The 16508-nt window shown below is 36.0% G+C and carries 19 protein-coding genes; 2 read left to right on the plus strand and 17 right to left on the minus strand.

The annotated features are described in order from the left end of the window. Positions 1–88 precede the first annotated feature (88 nt). From fabV to FNW07_RS08440, 8 genes are all read right to left on the minus strand, one after another. Complete coding sequence (gene fabV / locus FNW07_RS08405) at positions 89–1279, minus strand: enoyl-ACP reductase FabV (RefSeq protein WP_126743046.1); 1191 nt, start codon at positions 1277–1279, stop codon at positions 89–91. A 74-nt stretch (positions 1280–1353) separates the two neighbouring features. Further along, a complete protein-coding gene (gene recN, locus FNW07_RS08410) occupies positions 1354–3006 on the minus strand; it encodes a DNA repair protein RecN (protein ID WP_126743047.1) in 1653 nt (550 codons plus the stop codon). Positions 3007–3047: 41 nt separating this feature from the next. Beyond that, entirely contained in the window at positions 3048–3935 is an 888-nt protein-coding gene (locus tag FNW07_RS08415) for a DUF4835 family protein (RefSeq protein ID WP_126743048.1), read from the minus strand. Further along, the gene (gene coaBC, locus FNW07_RS08420; protein ID WP_126743049.1) at positions 3928–5136 is read right to left on the minus strand and encodes a bifunctional phosphopantothenoylcysteine decarboxylase/phosphopantothenate--cysteine ligase CoaBC; all 1209 of its coding nucleotides are present in this window, start codon (positions 5134–5136) and stop codon (positions 3928–3930) included. The genes FNW07_RS08415 and coaBC overlap by 8 nt, the downstream gene beginning before the upstream one ends. Positions 5137–5144: 8 nt before the next feature. Then, positions 5145–5462, minus strand: a complete 318-nt coding sequence (locus tag FNW07_RS08425; protein ID WP_126743050.1) for a DNA-directed RNA polymerase subunit omega — start codon at positions 5460–5462, stop codon at positions 5145–5147. Positions 5463–5472: 10 nt separating this feature from the next. Then, positions 5473–6267, minus strand: coding sequence for an outer membrane protein assembly factor BamD (locus FNW07_RS08430; RefSeq protein WP_126743051.1), 795 nt, complete (start codon positions 6265–6267; stop codon positions 5473–5475). A gap of 127 nt (positions 6268–6394) precedes the next feature. Further along, positions 6395–7276 (minus strand): 4-hydroxy-tetrahydrodipicolinate synthase, encoded by an 882-nt coding sequence (gene dapA, locus FNW07_RS08435; RefSeq protein ID WP_126743052.1) that lies wholly within the window; start codon positions 7274–7276, stop codon positions 6395–6397. A 1-nt stretch (position 7277) separates the two neighbouring features. After that, on the minus strand, positions 7278–7796 hold the full coding sequence (locus FNW07_RS08440; protein WP_126743053.1) for a hypothetical protein: 519 nt from the start codon (positions 7794–7796) through the stop codon (positions 7278–7280). 49 nt (positions 7797–7845) lie between these two features. Between FNW07_RS08440 and FNW07_RS08445 the strand changes: the two genes are divergently transcribed. Further along, positions 7846–8622 (plus strand): 5'-nucleotidase C-terminal domain-containing protein, encoded by a 777-nt coding sequence (locus FNW07_RS08445; RefSeq protein ID WP_126743054.1) that lies wholly within the window; start codon positions 7846–7848, stop codon positions 8620–8622. A 171-nt stretch (positions 8623–8793) separates the two neighbouring features. Continuing rightward, complete coding sequence (locus FNW07_RS08450) at positions 8794–9705, plus strand: bifunctional UDP-sugar hydrolase/5'-nucleotidase (RefSeq protein WP_126743055.1); 912 nt, start codon at positions 8794–8796, stop codon at positions 9703–9705. On the opposite strand, the gene FNW07_RS08455 is transcribed toward FNW07_RS08450, so the two are convergent. The 9 genes from FNW07_RS08455 to rpsF all read right to left on the minus strand — a co-directional run bounded on the left by FNW07_RS08455 (position 9691) and on the right by rpsF (position 16436). Next, positions 9691–10107: a hypothetical protein gene (locus FNW07_RS08455; protein WP_126743056.1), complete on the minus strand. Its 417-nt coding sequence runs from the start codon at positions 10105–10107 to the stop codon at positions 9691–9693. The genes FNW07_RS08450 and FNW07_RS08455 overlap by 15 nt on opposite strands. Positions 10108–10407: 300 nt before the next feature. Further along, positions 10408–11118 (minus strand): hypothetical protein, encoded by a 711-nt coding sequence (locus FNW07_RS08460; protein ID WP_126743057.1) that lies wholly within the window; start codon positions 11116–11118, stop codon positions 10408–10410. A 77-nt stretch (positions 11119–11195) separates the two neighbouring features. Continuing rightward, positions 11196–11894 carry a lysoplasmalogenase family protein gene (locus tag FNW07_RS08465; protein ID WP_126743058.1) on the minus strand — a complete coding sequence of 233 codons (699 nt, stop codon included), beginning with the start codon at positions 11892–11894 and terminating at the stop codon, positions 11196–11198. A 10-nt stretch (positions 11895–11904) separates the two neighbouring features. Continuing rightward, positions 11905–12597, minus strand: coding sequence for a hypothetical protein (locus tag FNW07_RS08470; protein ID WP_126743059.1), 693 nt, complete (start codon positions 12595–12597; stop codon positions 11905–11907). Further along, positions 12587–14590, minus strand: a complete 2004-nt coding sequence (gene ligA / locus FNW07_RS08475; RefSeq protein ID WP_126743060.1) for an NAD-dependent DNA ligase LigA — start codon at positions 14588–14590, stop codon at positions 12587–12589. The genes FNW07_RS08470 and ligA overlap by 11 nt, the downstream gene beginning before the upstream one ends. A 79-nt stretch (positions 14591–14669) precedes the next feature. Continuing rightward, positions 14670–15143: a DUF6495 family protein gene (locus FNW07_RS08480; protein ID WP_126743061.1), complete on the minus strand. Its 474-nt coding sequence runs from the start codon at positions 15141–15143 to the stop codon at positions 14670–14672. Positions 15144–15289: 146 nt separating this feature from the next. After that, on the minus strand, positions 15290–15730 hold the full coding sequence (gene rplI, locus FNW07_RS08485; RefSeq protein ID WP_126743062.1) for a 50S ribosomal protein L9: 441 nt from the start codon (positions 15728–15730) through the stop codon (positions 15290–15292). Positions 15731–15792: 62 nt separating this feature from the next. Further along, positions 15793–16089, minus strand: coding sequence for a 30S ribosomal protein S18 (gene rpsR, locus FNW07_RS08490; RefSeq protein WP_126743063.1), 297 nt, complete (start codon positions 16087–16089; stop codon positions 15793–15795). 5 nt (positions 16090–16094) lie between these two features. Next, positions 16095–16436 carry a 30S ribosomal protein S6 gene (rpsF, locus tag FNW07_RS08495; protein ID WP_144265622.1) on the minus strand — a complete coding sequence of 114 codons (342 nt, stop codon included), beginning with the start codon at positions 16434–16436 and terminating at the stop codon, positions 16095–16097. Between the last annotated feature and the right edge of the window lie 72 nt (positions 16437–16508).

A 16508-nucleotide genomic window follows, 5' to 3' on the forward strand; every position in this document is an offset into this window, starting at 1 on the left:
AAAAGCACTTTAATTTCTCCATTTTATAAAATTATAAAACAATAAGAAATTAAAGTACTTTCAGAAATTTACGATTTAAATACCGAATTTATTTAATACTTGGAACATCAACCAATTCATTGGTATCAGCTTTATAATCTACTCCGTCAAAACCAAAACCGAACAGGTGATGGAAATCACTTCTATACCCTTCTAAATCTCCAATTTCAGACAAATTTTCAGTAGTTGCTTCCAACCATAATTTGGCCACTTTTGCCTGAACATCTTCACGCATTTCTAAATCGTCAATTCGGATCCGGCCTTTTTCGTCTGTTGGAACCGCATCGTTAGTATATAATCTTTGCTGATACAATCTTTGAATCTGTTCAATACAACCTTCATGAATTCCTTCTTCCTTCATTATTTTATACAACAATGAAATGTATAATGGAATTACCGGTATAGCAGAACTTGCTTGTGTAACCAAAGCCTTATTCACAGAAACATAAGCTTTTCCCTTAATTGATGCCAGTCTGTCCGAGATTGCAAACGCGGTAGCCTCCAAATCATCTTTGGCGCGACCAATAGTTCCTTTTCTGTAAACCGCTTCGGTTAATGATGGTCCGATATAAGAATAGGCTACTGTTGTCGCTCCTTCTACCAATAGATTTGCATCTTTTAAAGCATCAATCCACATCGCCCAATCTTCCCCACCCATTACTGCAATGGTATTTTCGATATCATCGCCGCTACAAGGTTCGATCGTAATTTCCGAAACTTTACCGGAGTGAAAATCAACTGTCTTGTTTGTAAACGCATTCCCGATTGGTTTCAATACCGAACGGTGCAATACGCCGGTGACCGGATGCTGACGAACCGGAGAAGCTAAACTGTATATAATTAAATCCACCTGACCTAAATCCGCTTTTATCAAATCTATCGTTTGTTGCTTCACTTCATTTGAAAAGGCATCTCCATTGATACTTTTTGCATACAATCCAGCATTATTTGCTTCTTTTTCAAACGCAGCGGAATTATACCATCCTGGGGATGCTGTTTTACCATCAACGGGAGGTTTTTCGAAAAACACACCAATGGTAGCAGCATCAGAACCAAAAGCACTTGTAATTCTGGAAGCCAGACCAAATCCAGTTGAAGCTCCAATAACCAATACTTTTTTAGCGCCTTCAATAGGGCCTTTTGATTTTATATATTCAATTTGATTTTTTACATTCTGCTCGCATCCTGTTGGGTGTGATGTCAAACAAATAAATCCTCTCATTCTAGGCTCTATGATCATAATTTTGGAATTTCTTATTTAAAAATAAACGGTTTATTTAATAGGAATTTGATGGACAAATATAATTCAATTCTTTAGTTTAACAAGGCTTTTGCATGATTTAAAGCCGAATCTGAAACGACGGTTCCCGATAGCATTTGCGCAATTTCGCCAATCCGTTCTTCAGTGTTCAACAATTTCAATTCGGATACCGTCTGCTCCCCTACTATCGATTTGAAAACTTTAAAATGGGCATTTCCTTTGGCCGCGATTTGTGGCAAATGTGTGATGGCAAAAACCTGCATGGTCTCACTCATTCCTTTCATTATATCGCCCATTTTATTGGCAATTTCGCCGGAGACCCCGGTATCAATTTCATCAAATATTATCGTTGGTAATTTAGAGTACTGGGCCAAAATAGCTTTGGTTGCCAACATAATTCGGGACATTTCACCGCCGGAAGCGACCTTCTTCAATAAACCAAAATCAGATCCTTTATTCGCTGAAAATAAAAATTGTAATTCATCTTTACCGTTCTGCAGATAATTCGGTGTTTCGGTGAGTTCCATATTAAAACGAACATTTGGCATTCCCAACTGTTCTAAAATTACAACCAGTTTACCCGACAAAACAGGAACTGCATTGACCCGGTTTTCACGGATAGAATTTGCAAAACTGTCCAATTCGGTAACTGTCTGACTGATTTTATGTTCCAAAGCCTGGATCTCACTTTCCAAATCTCCTACCAACACCACTTTATTATCCAGATCTAATTGAATCGTCAATAATTCATCAATGGTATTTACCTGATGTTTCTTTTGGAGGTTGTAGATGGTTTGCAGTTTTTGATTGGTCAACTCCAGCTTTTCAGGATCATTCACCAAGTTTTCAGTCAGTTGTTCCAATTCGTTTAAAACGTCATCAAACTCAATTGAAACACTATTGATTCTTTCGGTGAGCGTTTGATAATCCGGTGAGAAATTAGCAGTCTTTTGCAAAGTAGATTTTAATTCTTTCAGGTTTTGAAGAATTCCGTATTGCTCTTCATTGGCCAAAGCTAAAGATTTATCTAAACTTTCCTTAATGTATTCGACGTTATTCAATTGCTCATAAACATTCTCCAACTCTTCCTGTTCGCCAGAATGCAATTGGGCTGAGAGTAATTCTTCCAACAGGAAAGTGTTGTAATCCTGCTCTTTCAGTAAAGCATGAAGGTTTGTATTTAATTGCGAGAGTTGAGCCTTGTCTTTTTTAAACGTTTTTAAAACACTAGCATATTGGGAGATAAAATCCTGGTTTCCTGCAATGGAATCGATGATTTGAAACTGGAAATTTTCTTCTGATAATTCCTGCGTCTGATGTTGGGAATGAATATCAATCAAAAAAACGCTTAATTCCTGGAGTTCCTGAAGATTTACCGGACTGTCGTTTATAAAAGCACGTGACTTTCCCGAAGGCAGAATTTCCCTGCGGATAATGGTTTCGTGTTCATAATCCAAATCATTGGCTTCAAAAAAGGATTGGAGATGGTACCTTGAAATTTCAAAATGAGCTTCAATAATACATTTTTCCTCTTTTATTTTTAAGGAAGTCAGGTCGGCTCTTTTTCCTAAAACTAATCCCAATGCTCCCAATAATATAGATTTTCCTGCACCGGTTTCGCCGGTAATGATTGAAAATCCATCAGAAAAATCAATGGCTAATTTTTCTATTAAAGCAAAATTATTAATCGAAAGTGAAGTAAGCATTTTGGATTGTTGGTATTATTATTGAAATGTTACGTCCTAAATTAAAACTTGATTCCTGCCCATTTACTGGAATTAAGAGGAGACACTTTATTAAGATTATCCACTAAATCGGCAATTGCGATACTGGGTCCACCAGAAAATATAGATACAATTTCATCCGATTTAGCATCGAAAAAGACTCTTGTTATGAAAGCATTCGGTCGGACCTGATAGATTTTGCCAACCGTTGCCAAAGAAGATTTTATATTTTCTTTAGCCTGTTTGATGTCACTGTTCATCAGATCAAGACCCACATAATGATACTCATACATTGCTTCCCTAAATGGACTGTACGTATTTGCTAGCATATCATTGATAAGGAAATAACGATTTTGGTTTCCGTCAGCCTGGCTCCAGCCTTTGTATCCGCCTTGTAATGCTACATTGGAAACATCCTGAGCCAATTCCAGATATTTGCTTCCGCCTAAAGGGGCAAAAGTATCACCGTCCATCCCGATAATCATATAACTGTAAAAAGCCAATCCTGAAACCAGATTGGAATCAAAACTGGTTGGGTTATAAGTCAGGCTTTCAAATTCGACATATCTGAAATTAAAGTCTTTATCATTATAATTCAGTACCGGAGAGGCATAGGTTGAATTATAAACAGGTCTCGAAGACTGCACCTGAATCGTAGCGGTAAACTGATCTGCACTGTATCCCGTTACCGTGATGTACATAGAACAGTTGATTTTCTCATTTTGTTTATACTGCTGTCCGGTCCAGTCGGTTTTATTGACAAACTCACTAACGGATTTCTCCAGAGTTTTAAAAACCTGATTGTTGGTACTTCCAATTTTATCGGCATTGACCGTAACGGTGCAGTTTAATTCCTGAGCTTGAGTAAAACCCGCAATCAGAACTAAAAATAAACTAAAAATATTACGCATAATGTGCTATTACTTTATTTAAGATATCGTCCGCAACGGCTTCTTTCGATTTTAATTCCATCGGTTCCACCACAAAATCCTTATCGATAAAGGTAATTTTGTTAGTTGGTTTCCCAAAACCTGCCCCTGCATCCTGAAGAGAATTCAGGACTATCAAATCTAAGTTTTTTTTCTGGATTTTCAGCTTTGCATTTTCAATTTCGTTTTCAGTTTCCAAAGCAAAACCAATCAAAAACTGATTTTTCTTAATGGCTCCCATTGATGCTAAAATATCTTTGGTTTTCTCCAACTCAATAAAGAAATTATCTTCTGATTTTTTTATCTTTTGATCGGCAACGATTTTTGGTCTGTAATCTGCTACCGCAGCTGCGGCAATAGCTACATCAGTATCTTCAAAATATTGATGACAGGCATCATACATATCCTGCGCTGAAACAACGCGAACTACGTTCACCAAATTGTGATTTATTGTAAAATGTGAAGGCCCGGAAATTAAGGTAACCGAAGCGCCTAAATTTGCCGCACTTTGAGCAATATCAAATCCCATTTTGCCTGAAGAATGATTCCCAATAAAACGTACCGGATCAATTGCTTCGTAAGTTGGTCCTGCGGTAATTAATATTTTTTTTCCTTTTAAGGGTAATTTACTCTCCAGATCAGCTTCCAGAAAAGCCACAATATTTTCAGGCTCTGCCATTCTTCCCTGACCGGAAAGCCCACTGGCCAACTCACCATTTTCAGCTGGAATTATTATGTTGCCAAACTGTGTTAAAGCTGCAAAACTCGCAAGAGTGGATGGATGGATGTACATATCCAAATCCATTGCCGGTGCAAAATAAACAGGACATTTGGCGGAAAGATAGGTTGCAATCAAAAGATTGTCGCAGGTTCCGTTGGCCATTTTGGACAACGTGTTTGCGGTAGCCGGAGCAATAATCATCAGATCGGCCCAAAGACCTAACTCAACGTGATTGTTCCATTGGGCATCTGCATCCTCTTCGTTGTAGAACGTAGAATAAACCGGATTTTTTGAGAGCGTGGATAATGTAAGTGGTGTTACAAAATCCTTAGAAGCAGGTGTCATTATCACTTGGACATGCGCACCTGCTTTTATGAAGAGTCTTACTAATGTAGCTGTTTTGTACGCGGCAATTCCACCAGAAATGCCCAGTACTATTTTTTTACCGCTTAAAACAGACATGCTAATAATTATTTATTACCGTCTCTATAGTAGATTTTGTCATCCAACCATTCCTGAACTGCAAGAGCGTGTGGTTTTGGCAATTTTTCGTAGAATTTAGAAACTTCGATTTGTTCTTTGTTTTCAAAAACTTCTTCTAAACTGTCATTATATGTTGCAAACTCTTCTAATTTCTCAGTCAGTTCTTTTTTAATTTCAGAGTTAATCTGGTTTGCTCTTTTAGCCATAATGGTTATCGCCTCGTATACATTACCAGTCGGTTCTTCAATGATACTTTTGTTGTAAGTAATTGTATTTACCGGAGCATTCGTCTTTTTTAAATCCATGACTTTCTATTTATTTGGAAAATTGTTGTAAATCTTTATCAATTCGAGCTAACATTTCGTCGGCCTTTTGTTTGTATTCCGTGTTTGGATTGAACTTTATTAAACTGGAGTGAGCCGTTTTAGCCGTGTTCAAACGGTCTGCTTTTTTTGAAGGCACACTATTGATTGCCAATTGGTATGTGGAATCAAATTTATAAAATAATGCTTTTTCTTTGAAAGGCGTACCTGGATAATCAGAAATGAAATTATCAAGAGCTACAATTGCAGACTGATAATCTGATATTTTATTGTATTCCTTGGCATTTTCAAAGGCTTTTTTCTCTAATTTTTCTCTTAGTCCTTTTACCGTAATGTTTGCTTCACCTAAATATTCCGAATTAGGATAAGTATCAATAAAGGCCTGCAATTTATCAATTGCTTTGTTAGTATCGGTCTGGTCCAAACTGTAGACCGGAGAAAGCATAGAATAGCTTTTTGCTCCCAAATATGAAGCCTCCTGTACTTTTTCGCTCTTTGGATAACCTGATGCAAAACTTTCGAATTGGTAACCCGCTAAATAATACTGTTTGGTTTTATAATAAGACTGTGCAAACATATAAAACATTTTTTCAGCCTGAGGTTTTCCCCTATAAGTTGGTGCTATTTGTTCAAAAAGACGGATTGCTTTTGAATAGTTACCTTTCTCATATTGCTTGGTAGCCATATCAAATTTTACAGCAACATCTTCGCTTTTTATTGCTTTTTGATATTCACTGCAGGAGGAAAGAACAATAGCAATCAGTAATGTAAATAAAAATTTCTTCATTTATTTTGTTTGGTTCCGTTGATTTTTAGGCATTTCACACCTTCAAAAACCAACTGCAAATTTAGTTATTAATTTAGCTACTTCAAAATCTTTTTTTTGATAAAAAAATCGACGTTGTTTTATCGGACTATTTCTTGATTTTCTTTACGAACTGATTGATTCTGCCAGCCAAATCTTCGTTGACATTTACCAACGGCAATCGCATCGTATTCTCTGAAATTCCCAATGATTTAAAGACTTCTTTGATTCCTCCGGGATTTCCCTGTTCAAAAATCATATCAATGCTTTCCGCTAAAAGGTAATGCAGTTTATACGCTTCATCTACTTTTCGTTCCAATCCTAAACGCACCATCTCTGAAAATTCTTTAGGAAAACCTTCACCAATTACAGAAATGACTCCGCTTCCGCCGGCCAAAACCATCGGTAAAGTTACCATATCATCTCCTGATATCACTAAAAATCCTTCCGGTTTGTTCTCAATTAATTTCATTGCCTGCACGATATCACCGGCAGCTTCTTTAATCGCTACTATATTCTTGAAATCATTCGCCAAACGAATTACCGTTGAAGGAAGCATGTTGCTTCCGGTCCTACCCGGTACGTTATAAACTATTACCGGAATCGGTGAAGCTTCGGCAATAGCCTTAAAATGTTGATAAATACCTTCTTGTGTTGGTTTGTTATAATACGGTGAAACGGAAAGAATGGCGACAAATTTGGAGAAATCCCGCGTTTGCAATTCTTCAATTACCTGTTGGGTGTTATTGCTTCCGACTCCAAGAACCAAAGGCAGTCTTCCATTATTGGCCTCTATAACAGTTTGGATGACCAATTCCTTTTCGTCCTGCGTCAGTGTCGCGGTTTCGGCAGTAGTACCAAGGATAACAAGGTAATTGATTCCGTTATCTATCTGAAAGTTTACGATTCTTTTTAAAGCATCAACATCTACAGAAAAATCTTTTTTGAAAGGCGTCACAAGGGCAACTCCAGTTCCTACTAATGATTGCATATTATATTTTGTTTAATATTTTTAGGTATTTAAATAATTCATCAAGGAAAACCTTGTAGTTTTCGGCACTGGTGTCAATCATGAAGTGATTCAGTCTTTTATCAATTGATGAAAAACCGACTTTAAAACTGGCTTTAGATTGATGGGAAACTAATAAAAGCGGCATTTTTTCAATGTCATAATAATTAATCAGCAGATCAAAGGGCTGCGCGGTAAATACTTTTACTTCGGCTTTGTCAATGCTGGCTACCCAATTCATATCCTTAAGGCTGAATGTGGGATAATCAAAAACTTCACTCTTTTTTATCTTGTCTCTGAAAACCAGAATTTTAATGTCATTTTGCTGAATTCCGTTAGCTATCAAATCCTGCACAAAAGCTTCTCTTTCATTAAAATAACTTTCGTCAAAAACGATTCCGACGGTTTTAATTATTGTGTTGGATGCGACTGGCTTAACATTTGATAAACTATTTTTAACTATTTTTTTCGTTGAAAAATTCTTCAGATACTTTAAAAACATAGTACTTTTACTTGGAATACAAATTTAAATTAAATAAGTCGCATATCAGATGGTAAATCTAAAAAAGTATAACGGTGTTCTAAAACATTTTGTTTTATTCTTAACATTTATTTTGTCAGTTTCCTGCGGCACTCAAAAGTACCAGGTAACCAAAATTGAAGGTAAGGAAATACCCATTACAGATAAAAATAAAGAAGTGCCCGAAATTGAGGCGTTTATAAAACCATACCGCGAGCATATCGACAAAGATCTGAGCACCGTTTTGGCTAACGCACCGGAAACACTGGATAAATCCGGCCAATGGCAAACAACCATCGGAAACCTGATGGCCGATGTGACTTTTCAGCGCAGTAATATGGTTTTCAACAAACGGGAGAAAAAGCAAATCGATATCTGTCTGTTGAATCATGGCGGTATCCGTTCGATAATTCCCAAAGGAAATGTAACTGCGAGAACCGCTTATGAAATCATGCCTTTCGAAAACAGTGCCATCGTAATAGCGTTAAAAGGAGAACACATCATGGAAATGCTGAATTATATCATTTCCGAAAAAAAACCGCATCCGCTTTCGGGAATGACTTTCACTATTGATAAAAACAATGCCCCGAAAAACATTTTGATTCAGGGGAAACCTTTGGACAGTGGAAAAATCTATTATGTAGTCACCTCGGATTATTTATCCAATGGCGGGGACAAAATGGATTTCTTCAAAAAAGGCGTTGCTTCCTATGATTTGGAATACAAATTGAGAAACATCCTGATTGATTATTTCAAGGAAGTGGACACGATTCCTGTGATTAATGATGTTAGAATTAGAGTTGAATAATTATAAAAAGAATAATCAATTACTACTTCCCTAGCCCTGATTACCTCACTTAACTTTTATTGTTATATGAGTTCAGTGAACTTTGTTTGCAGTGAAAATCCTTTTTTGTTTTTAAAATAAAAAAAAAAAGATTGCAACGAATAGCGGGAAATAGCTCCTAAAAAAATTAAAATGAAAAGAAGAGATTTTATACAAAAGACCGCAGCAGGATCAGCATTTGTGGGTTTAGGACTGTCGTTAACCAGCTTTGAATCGGAAGACGTAAAGCACCTGACCATATTGCATACTAATGACGTCCATAGTTATATTGACCCGTTCCCTCCTACCCATCCAAAGAATCCGAATATGGGTGGCGTAGCAAGGAGAGCTGCATTGATTGAAAGCATCCGCAAGGAAAATCCAAACGTATTGCTGCTTGATGCCGGAGATATTTTCCAGGGCACACCGTATTTCAATTACTACGGTGGCGAGCTGGAATTTAAATTGATGAGTATGATGCAGTATGATGCCTCCACTATCGGGAATCATGATTTTGATAACGGAGTTGAAGGTTTATATGCCCAATTGCCTCATGCTAAATTTGATTTTATCTCGGCAAATTATGATTTTAAAAACACAGTGATGGACGGACATGTGAAACCTTATAAAATTTTCCATAAAAATGGAATTAAAGTTGGGGTTTTCGGGCTTGGCGTTGAATTGGCAGGTTTGGTAGACAAAAAAAACTACAAAGAAACCATTTATAATAATCCGGTTGAAGCTTCCCAGGATATGGTCCGTATTTTGAAACAGGAACAAAAATGTGATTTGGTAATATGCTTATCCCATATGGGGTACCAATACAAAGACGATGCAAATAAAATTTCTGATATAAAATTGGCAGCTTTAACTAAAGACATCGATTTAATTATCGGGGGCCACACGCATACTTTTTTGGATAAGCCAACGGTTATGAAAAATAGTGAAGGAAAAGATGTACTCGTGAATCAAGTGGGATGTTATGGCATCAATCTGGGCAGAATAGACTTTTATTTGGATAAAAGCAATGGACAGTCATCTGCTGGAAAGTCAATTGTCGTCTAGTTTTTTTTCTTCTTCCGACGTTTCCATGTCGATTACCAATTTGTAAAACATGAAATATGCAGCGATGTACAAAACCGTTTCTGATATTCTAAAAACAGAAAGCGCCACACCGTAGAGATAGTATTTTTCAATGAATTTGAGAAAATACAGTGTGACGAACAAAAGCCCAAACAATAAAATCCATGTACTTCTATAATAATTATTAAGTGCAAAATTTGAAAAAGTAATGGCACCAATAATTGATGTAAGAATATTTTGTACGATCAACAAACCATAATTGTTCTCCGGAATACCATTTGCCTCGGAAAAAAGATAAAAGAAAATAAAAAGAAAAGGTATCAACGCTATTAGACACGGAACAAAATCCTTAAGTTTTAACAGCCTGATTATATATGCTATCATTAAAATTTCATAAATAAAAATAGTGATAATGGCGTAGATGATCAGTTTTTCCTGCTTCAGAGCAAATAAGATATTTGATAGCAGGAGAAAAAAGAGAATCGCAAAGAAAACGGCATTTTGCTTTATTGATGTCTTCCAATATAGCACCATTAAAGATAGAGATAAAAATGGCTTAAAATTATAAAAGACGGATCCGGAATAATACAAATCGAAAATTAATCCTATAATAGCGATGGCAAAGTATACGCCTGTAAATAGTCTAGAGTTATTTTCATTTTTGAATATCATTTCCAAGTCACTTTAATTTAAGGATACCGACTTTCCTGACATTTTGGGTTTTTCCGCTTCAATGACGAACTTGTAAAAGGTGTAATAAACGGCTGTATTTAAAATCATTGCTAAAGGCCTGAAAACAGTTGGCGCTATATCTGAAAGGTACCATTTTTCGATAAAAACGATAAAAGACAGTGCTACCGACAAAAGGGCGTAAATCAAAAGCCATGTATTTCTCTTATTATCATTCATGGCATAGTCGGCCAAGCCAATTCCACCTAGAATGGAAACCAATATAATTTGAACAATCAGAACATAGTAGCTGCTTCTGGGTATTTCGTTTGAAATCGCAAATAAATAAAAGAATACAAATAGAAAGGGTATGACCGAAATTATTAAGGGGAAGTAATCCTTGACCTTCGTAAGCTTAATGATATAAAATAGGGTAAGAATCCGATGCAGAGAAAAAATAATGATCCCAATCAATAACATTTTTTCAGTATTGGGAATGAAAAACATATTAGTCAGCAAGGACAGTGAAAGTACCGTAATAAACATACCATTTTTTTGATTTGACGTTTTCCAATACAGCAACATCAATAACAGCGAAATTAATGGCTTAAAGATAAATAGTAATGGTTTATAGGAAAATAGTTCAGCAGTAATTTCAATTCCAGCTACTATAAAATACAAACAAATAATTAATTTCTTCAGGCTTCTATCTTTCTTTAAAATCATTGCGGTAGTGTTGAATTAAAAAAAAGAACATTTAAATTCCACTGTATCTAATTAAGAACAATATAGCGTAAATTTCATTAGGTTGTATCAATTTTTTCAGCAAGATGTTTTTGCTTCTCGTCCATTATTAAAAACTTGTAGAAAGTATAATGGGATATCGCATATATTGCAGAGGCAATAGGCTGAAAAACCTCATTCCACAAATAAAACTTCTGAATTCCAAAAAGAAAATACTGGACAACAAACAACAAGGAACTTATAATGAGCCACGAATTTTTTTTATTGTCATCAAAAATGTAACTTGATAATGAAAATCCTCCCAAAATTGAGGTCAGTACTCCTATAATAATTGAGGGATAAAGGCTTTCGCCTAAAGCTTCCTGAGTGAGATTAATCAGGTACAATACCAGGCACAAGAAAGGAAGTGTTGCAATCGTGAGATGCATTAATTGTTTTGATTTGATAGCCCGATAAACTAAAACAATGGTTGCCAAACGATAGATAAGATAGGCTACCAATCCATAAACCAGGGGTTGATGCACCATTTCTAAAAAGAAAATATTTGCGATAAAAGAACAACATAATGCCAAAAAATAAATTAAATTCCTTTTAACAGAAGATAAATAATAGAGCAACATCAGTATAATTAACAGAACAGGTCCTAATAAATACAGTAACAGATGAATTTGAAAAATTTCATTCATTAAAAAAATAAAAGCGACAGCAAAAAAAATAGTCCGCACGAATTTTACCGTTTTAATATCTGGTGCATTCATAATGTAAATATTAAGTAACTACTAAAACACTTTGCCGGTTTTCTCTTAGAACAAAATATTTCACCATAAAAAAGTACGAAACCAACTGGATAGCAAACTCAAAATAATAAAATCCAGGAAAGTGGAAAATAAGCGTAAACAAGACATAAAATATATCTGACAGACTACCTGACAATGCTGTCAATAAAAGAAAGAGCATGGTCATAGTGCTATCTGAATAATAGCCGTATGATGCCATACAAAGATATCCCGCCAGTATAAATCCATATACGATAACCGGTACGACCAATTCTTCACTAGTGTCCATAAACAACTGTATCAGAACATATAACAGATACATTAAAAAACCAAAAATAACTCCTCCAACAATGAATCCTTTCCTATTGAACCTTATTTTAAGCATATCTGATATAGCAAATTTAATCATTAAAAGATAAGAAAGGAAGTAAGGAACCATTATAATCAAGGTCGAATTTTCTAAGTCCAATAATATTATGGTATCCCCAATAAAATTCAATAGTAAAACGCTTACAAAAAAAGGATTGGCCTTACTGTTCTTAATGGATAGGTAATAAAACAATATAGAAGGCACCACTATAGGACGGGTGATTAATATAAGTAACTCATATTCAAACATGGTTGCGATAACGGCCAGTAAACTCGCTGTCAGGTATAAAAATAATGCTGCTTTTTCAGTTTTCATTGATTAATTGGATAAAATCAGTTTCCGAAATAATAGGAATATTCAATTTGACTGCTTTTTCAAGCTTTGCCGGACCCATATTTATTCCGGCCAGTACATAATCCGTTTTAGCAGAAATTGAATTTCCCACCTTACCTCCATTTTCCTCAATTTTCATTTTCAGGTCGTCCCTGGAAAATTGTTCGAATACCCCGGAAACAACAAAAGTTTTTCCAATAAGGATGTTGGTGGCATTTGGATTAATGTTTTCAACTGTTTCAAATTGAATTCCGTACTCTTTTAATCTTTCAATAATAATTCTATTTTCCTGATTTTCAAAAAATTCTATTACACTTTTCGCAATTCTCTCCCCAATTTCGTCAACCAGAACCAATTCTGTAAAGGAAGCCTGACATAAAACATCAATGTTTTTGTAATGCTTTGCCAGTTTCTTCGCTATGGTTTCCCCGACAAACCGGATTCCAAGAGCATACAATACTCTCTCAAAGGGTATGTTTTTGGAATTGGCTACGCCTTTAACCAAATTGTCCGCCGACTTCTGTGCCATCCGCTCCAAATGACGAATCTGCTCCACTTTCAATTCGTATAAATCTGCATAATTATGGACGAGGCCATTATTGAACAATAACGCGACGGTTTCGCCACCCAATCCTTCAATGTCCATCGCTTTTCTGGAAATATAATGTTGAATTCTTCCGATGATTTGGGGTGGACAACCATAAAAATTCGGACAGTAATGATTCGCCTCGCCTTCATTCCGGACCAATACTGTCTGGCATTCGGGGCAATGCGTAATGTATGTTGTCGGAATGGAATGTTCTGGACGTTTGGTTAAATCGACTGCTATGATTTTGGGGATAATTTCGCCGCCTTTTTCTACAAATACCGTATCACCTACACAGATTCCCAATTTCTCAATTTGATCCGCATTATGCAATGAGGCCCGTTTAACAATTGTTCCGGCCAATTGCACCGGTTCCAGATTGGCAACCGGCGTAATCGCTCCTGTTCTGCCCACCTGGTAAGAAATCGAATTTAACCGGGTAGAAACCTGTTCTGATTTGAATTTGTACGCAATAGCCCAGCGTGGTGATTTGGCTGTAAAACCCAGTTCCTGCTGATGATGAAAATTATTTACTTTTATTACTACTCCATCCGTTTCGTATGGCAATTGATGCCTGTGTACATCCCAATAATCTATAAAATCATAAACTTCCTCCAGATTGCGGACCAATTTTGCCTGGGTTGGCGCCTTAAATCCCCAATTTCTGGCCGTTTCCAATCCTTGCTGCTGGGAATCAAAGGGTAAATTGTTGCCAATGATAAAATAGAGTAAACAATCCAAAGGCCTTTTGGCAACCTCACTGCTGTCCTGCAGTTTTAAACTTCCAGATGCGGTATTTCTTGGGTTGGAATAGGGCGTTTCCCCAATTTCGATTAATTCCTGATTCATTTTTTCGAACCCGGCAAAGGGCAAAATGATTTCGCCACGGACATCAAATTTATCAGGATAATTGCCTTTTAGCTGTAATGGAATTGATTTTATGGTTTTGATGTTATTGGTTACATCATCACCCTGGAATCCGTCACCACGGGTAACGGCACGTTTCAACTTTCCGTTTTCATAGGTAATGCTGATAGAGGCGCCATCATATTTCAGTTCACAAAAATATTCCAATGGGACATCTCCCAAATTTTTCTGGACACGCTTTTCCCAATCAGCCAGTTCTTCTTTAGAATAGGAATTATCCAGCGAATACATCCGGTATTCGTGAGGAACCGTTTCAAAGTTTTTGGTAATGGCTCCCCCTACTCTTTGCGTAGGTGAATTTTCGTCAAAATATTCAGGATTATTATTTTCAAGTTCCTGAAGCTGTTTTAGTTTTAAATCAAAATCAAAATCAGAAATCATTGGATTGTCTAACACATAATAATTATAATTGTGCTGGTTTAGCTCGTCCCGTAAAGTTTGAATCGTATTTTGGATGTCCATAGAAAATAAAAAATTGGCTATTTTAGTATCATGAAATATAATACTAAAATAGCCAATTCAAAATAAATAACGCTATAATTTAAGATTCAATAATCGAATTTATTTGCTTGTATAATTGACCGTCGCTCAAAAAGGCACCTTGCTGAATCAGAGCAAAAAGGGATACATTCCGCTCCTCAGTATATTCTTTTTTTCCTAACTGCATTTCAACGTTTTCGGTAAACATATTATCACTGAGCCATTGCAGCCCTTCTTTGGAAAGAAAATCAGTTTCTGGTACTGCCGATTTCAGAACGATGGATTTGATTTCGCTTTCAAAACACTGGAACAGGAAAATATGGTTTTTAGAAAAATGTTCCAGATATTCCGCTCGGGAGAGAACCCCTTCCCAGATTAAATCTGAAAACACATCAAGTTCCTGCTCTGCAACTTCAGGTTTTTCGGCTTTGATGGCATCCCATTCGGCCTTGTCAATTGTCTGGGTTGCTAAAAAAGTACTGAATTCTGGAGTCAGTTCATCAAACTGCTCTTTGGTTAGTCTTGCATATTTCATGTCATTACGAGGAACGAAGTTATCTGTTCCTGATTTTAATTAATGTTAAAGTAAATTTTTTTGAGGAGATTGCTTCGTTCCTCGCAATGACTTCAAAAAAAAGTCCCGATTTTCATCGGGACTCTATTTTTCAGTTATTGAAAATATTATTTTTCAGCAACGATTTCATAAGGTAATTCAACGATTACATCTCTGTGTAATCTAACGCTTGCGCTATATTTACCAGTACGTTTAACGATACCGCTAGTGATGAATTTTCTATCAATTTCCTGACCACCTTTTGCTAAAGCTTCAGCGATATCAATATTCGTGATTGAACCGAATAATTTTTCACCACCTGCTTTTGCAGAAATTTTAATTTCGATAGCTTTTAAAGCTTCAGCCAATGCTTTCGCATCGTTTACCACTTTAGCTTCTTTATGCGCTCTTTGTTTTAGGTTTTCAGCTAATACTTTTCTTGCAGAAGAAGTTGCCAATTGTGCAAATCCTTGTGGAATCAAAAAGTTACGACCGTAACCGTTTTTCACAGTAACTACGTCATCTTTAAATCCTAAATTCTGAACGTCTTTTTTTAAGATAAGTTCCATGTTGTTGTCCTTATTATAGAAGTTAGGTTCCGCTTACCGGGAAACCAACAACTGAGTTTATATTATTTTAATAAATCGGCCACGTATGGCATTAAAGCTAAATGACGTGCTCTTTTAACAGCAACAGACACTTTTCTTTGGTATTTTAATGAAGTTCCTGTTAAACGACGAGGAAGAATTTTTCCTTGCTCATTCACGAATTTCAATAAGAAATCTGCATCTTTATAATCGATATATTTGATACCAGATTTTTTGAAACGACAATATTTCTTTGCCTTGTTTGTTTCTATGTTCAAAGGCGTAAGATATCTGATATCCCCGTCTTTTTTTCCTGAAGCTGATTGTTGTAATGTTGACATAATGATTACGCTTTAGATGCTTTTAATTTTGTTCTTCTTCTCTCAGCCCAAGAAATTGCGTGTTTATCTAAACTTACAGTTAAGAAACGCATTATTCTTTCGTCACGTCTAAATTCAGTTTCAAATGCAATAAGAACTTCTCCTGCTACTTTGAATTCGAATAAATGATAAAAGCCACTTTTTTTGTGTTGGATTTCGTAAGCCATTTTTTTCAGGCCCCAATCCTCTTTTGATACCATTTCTGCTCCTCTACTAGTAAGAAAATCTTCAAATTTGCTTACTGTTTCCTTTACCTGAACTTCAGATAAAACGGGATTTAAAATGAAAACAGTTTCATAATGATTCATAAAAAATTATTTTAAATGTTAATTTGGCTGCAAAAGTAATCAATTTATTTAATCCCACAAGCGTTAACGAAC

Source organism: Flavobacterium sp. GT3R68, from assembly GCF_007109225.1.
Classification (GTDB): Bacteria; Bacteroidota; Bacteroidia; order Flavobacteriales; family Flavobacteriaceae; genus Flavobacterium.

Coding starts and splice junctions, on each gene's coding strand:
- fabV (WP_126743046.1), bottom strand. CDS start 1,279: ATGATCATAGAGCCTAGAATGAGAGGATTTATTTGTTTGACATCACAC.
- recN (WP_126743047.1), bottom strand. CDS start 3,006: ATGCTTACTTCACTTTCGATTAATAATTTTGCTTTAATAGAAAAATTA.
- FNW07_RS08415 (WP_126743048.1), bottom strand. CDS start 3,935: ATGCGTAATATTTTTAGTTTATTTTTAGTTCTGATTGCGGGTTTTACT.
- coaBC (WP_126743049.1), bottom strand. CDS start 5,136: ATGTCTGTTTTAAGCGGTAAAAAAATAGTACTGGGCATTTCTGGTGGA.
- FNW07_RS08425 (WP_126743050.1), bottom strand. CDS start 5,462: ATGGATTTAAAAAAGACGAATGCTCCGGTAAATACAATTACTTACAAC.
- FNW07_RS08430 (WP_126743051.1), bottom strand. CDS start 6,267: ATGAAGAAATTTTTATTTACATTACTGATTGCTATTGTTCTTTCCTCC.
- dapA (WP_126743052.1), bottom strand. CDS start 7,276: ATGCAATCATTAGTAGGAACTGGAGTTGCCCTTGTGACGCCTTTCAAA.
- FNW07_RS08440 (WP_126743053.1), bottom strand. CDS start 7,796: ATGTTTTTAAAGTATCTGAAGAATTTTTCAACGAAAAAAATAGTTAAA.
- FNW07_RS08445 (WP_126743054.1), top strand. CDS start 7,846: ATGGTAAATCTAAAAAAGTATAACGGTGTTCTAAAACATTTTGTTTTA.
- FNW07_RS08450 (WP_126743055.1), top strand. CDS start 8,794: ATGAAAAGAAGAGATTTTATACAAAAGACCGCAGCAGGATCAGCATTT.
- FNW07_RS08455 (WP_126743056.1), bottom strand. CDS start 10,107: ATGATAGCATATATAATCAGGCTGTTAAAACTTAAGGATTTTGTTCCG.
- FNW07_RS08460 (WP_126743057.1), bottom strand. CDS start 11,118: ATGATTTTAAAGAAAGATAGAAGCCTGAAGAAATTAATTATTTGTTTG.
- FNW07_RS08465 (WP_126743058.1), bottom strand. CDS start 11,894: ATGAATGCACCAGATATTAAAACGGTAAAATTCGTGCGGACTATTTTT.
- FNW07_RS08470 (WP_126743059.1), bottom strand. CDS start 12,597: ATGAAAACTGAAAAAGCAGCATTATTTTTATACCTGACAGCGAGTTTA.
- ligA (WP_126743060.1), bottom strand. CDS start 14,590: ATGGACATCCAAAATACGATTCAAACTTTACGGGACGAGCTAAACCAG.
- FNW07_RS08480 (WP_126743061.1), bottom strand. CDS start 15,143: ATGAAATATGCAAGACTAACCAAAGAGCAGTTTGATGAACTGACTCCA.
- rplI (WP_126743062.1), bottom strand. CDS start 15,730: ATGGAACTTATCTTAAAAAAAGACGTTCAGAATTTAGGATTTAAAGAT.
- rpsR (WP_126743063.1), bottom strand. CDS start 16,089: ATGTCAACATTACAACAATCAGCTTCAGGAAAAAAAGACGGGGATATC.
- rpsF (WP_144265622.1), bottom strand. CDS start 16,436: ATGAATCATTATGAAACTGTTTTCATTTTAAATCCCGTTTTATCTGAA.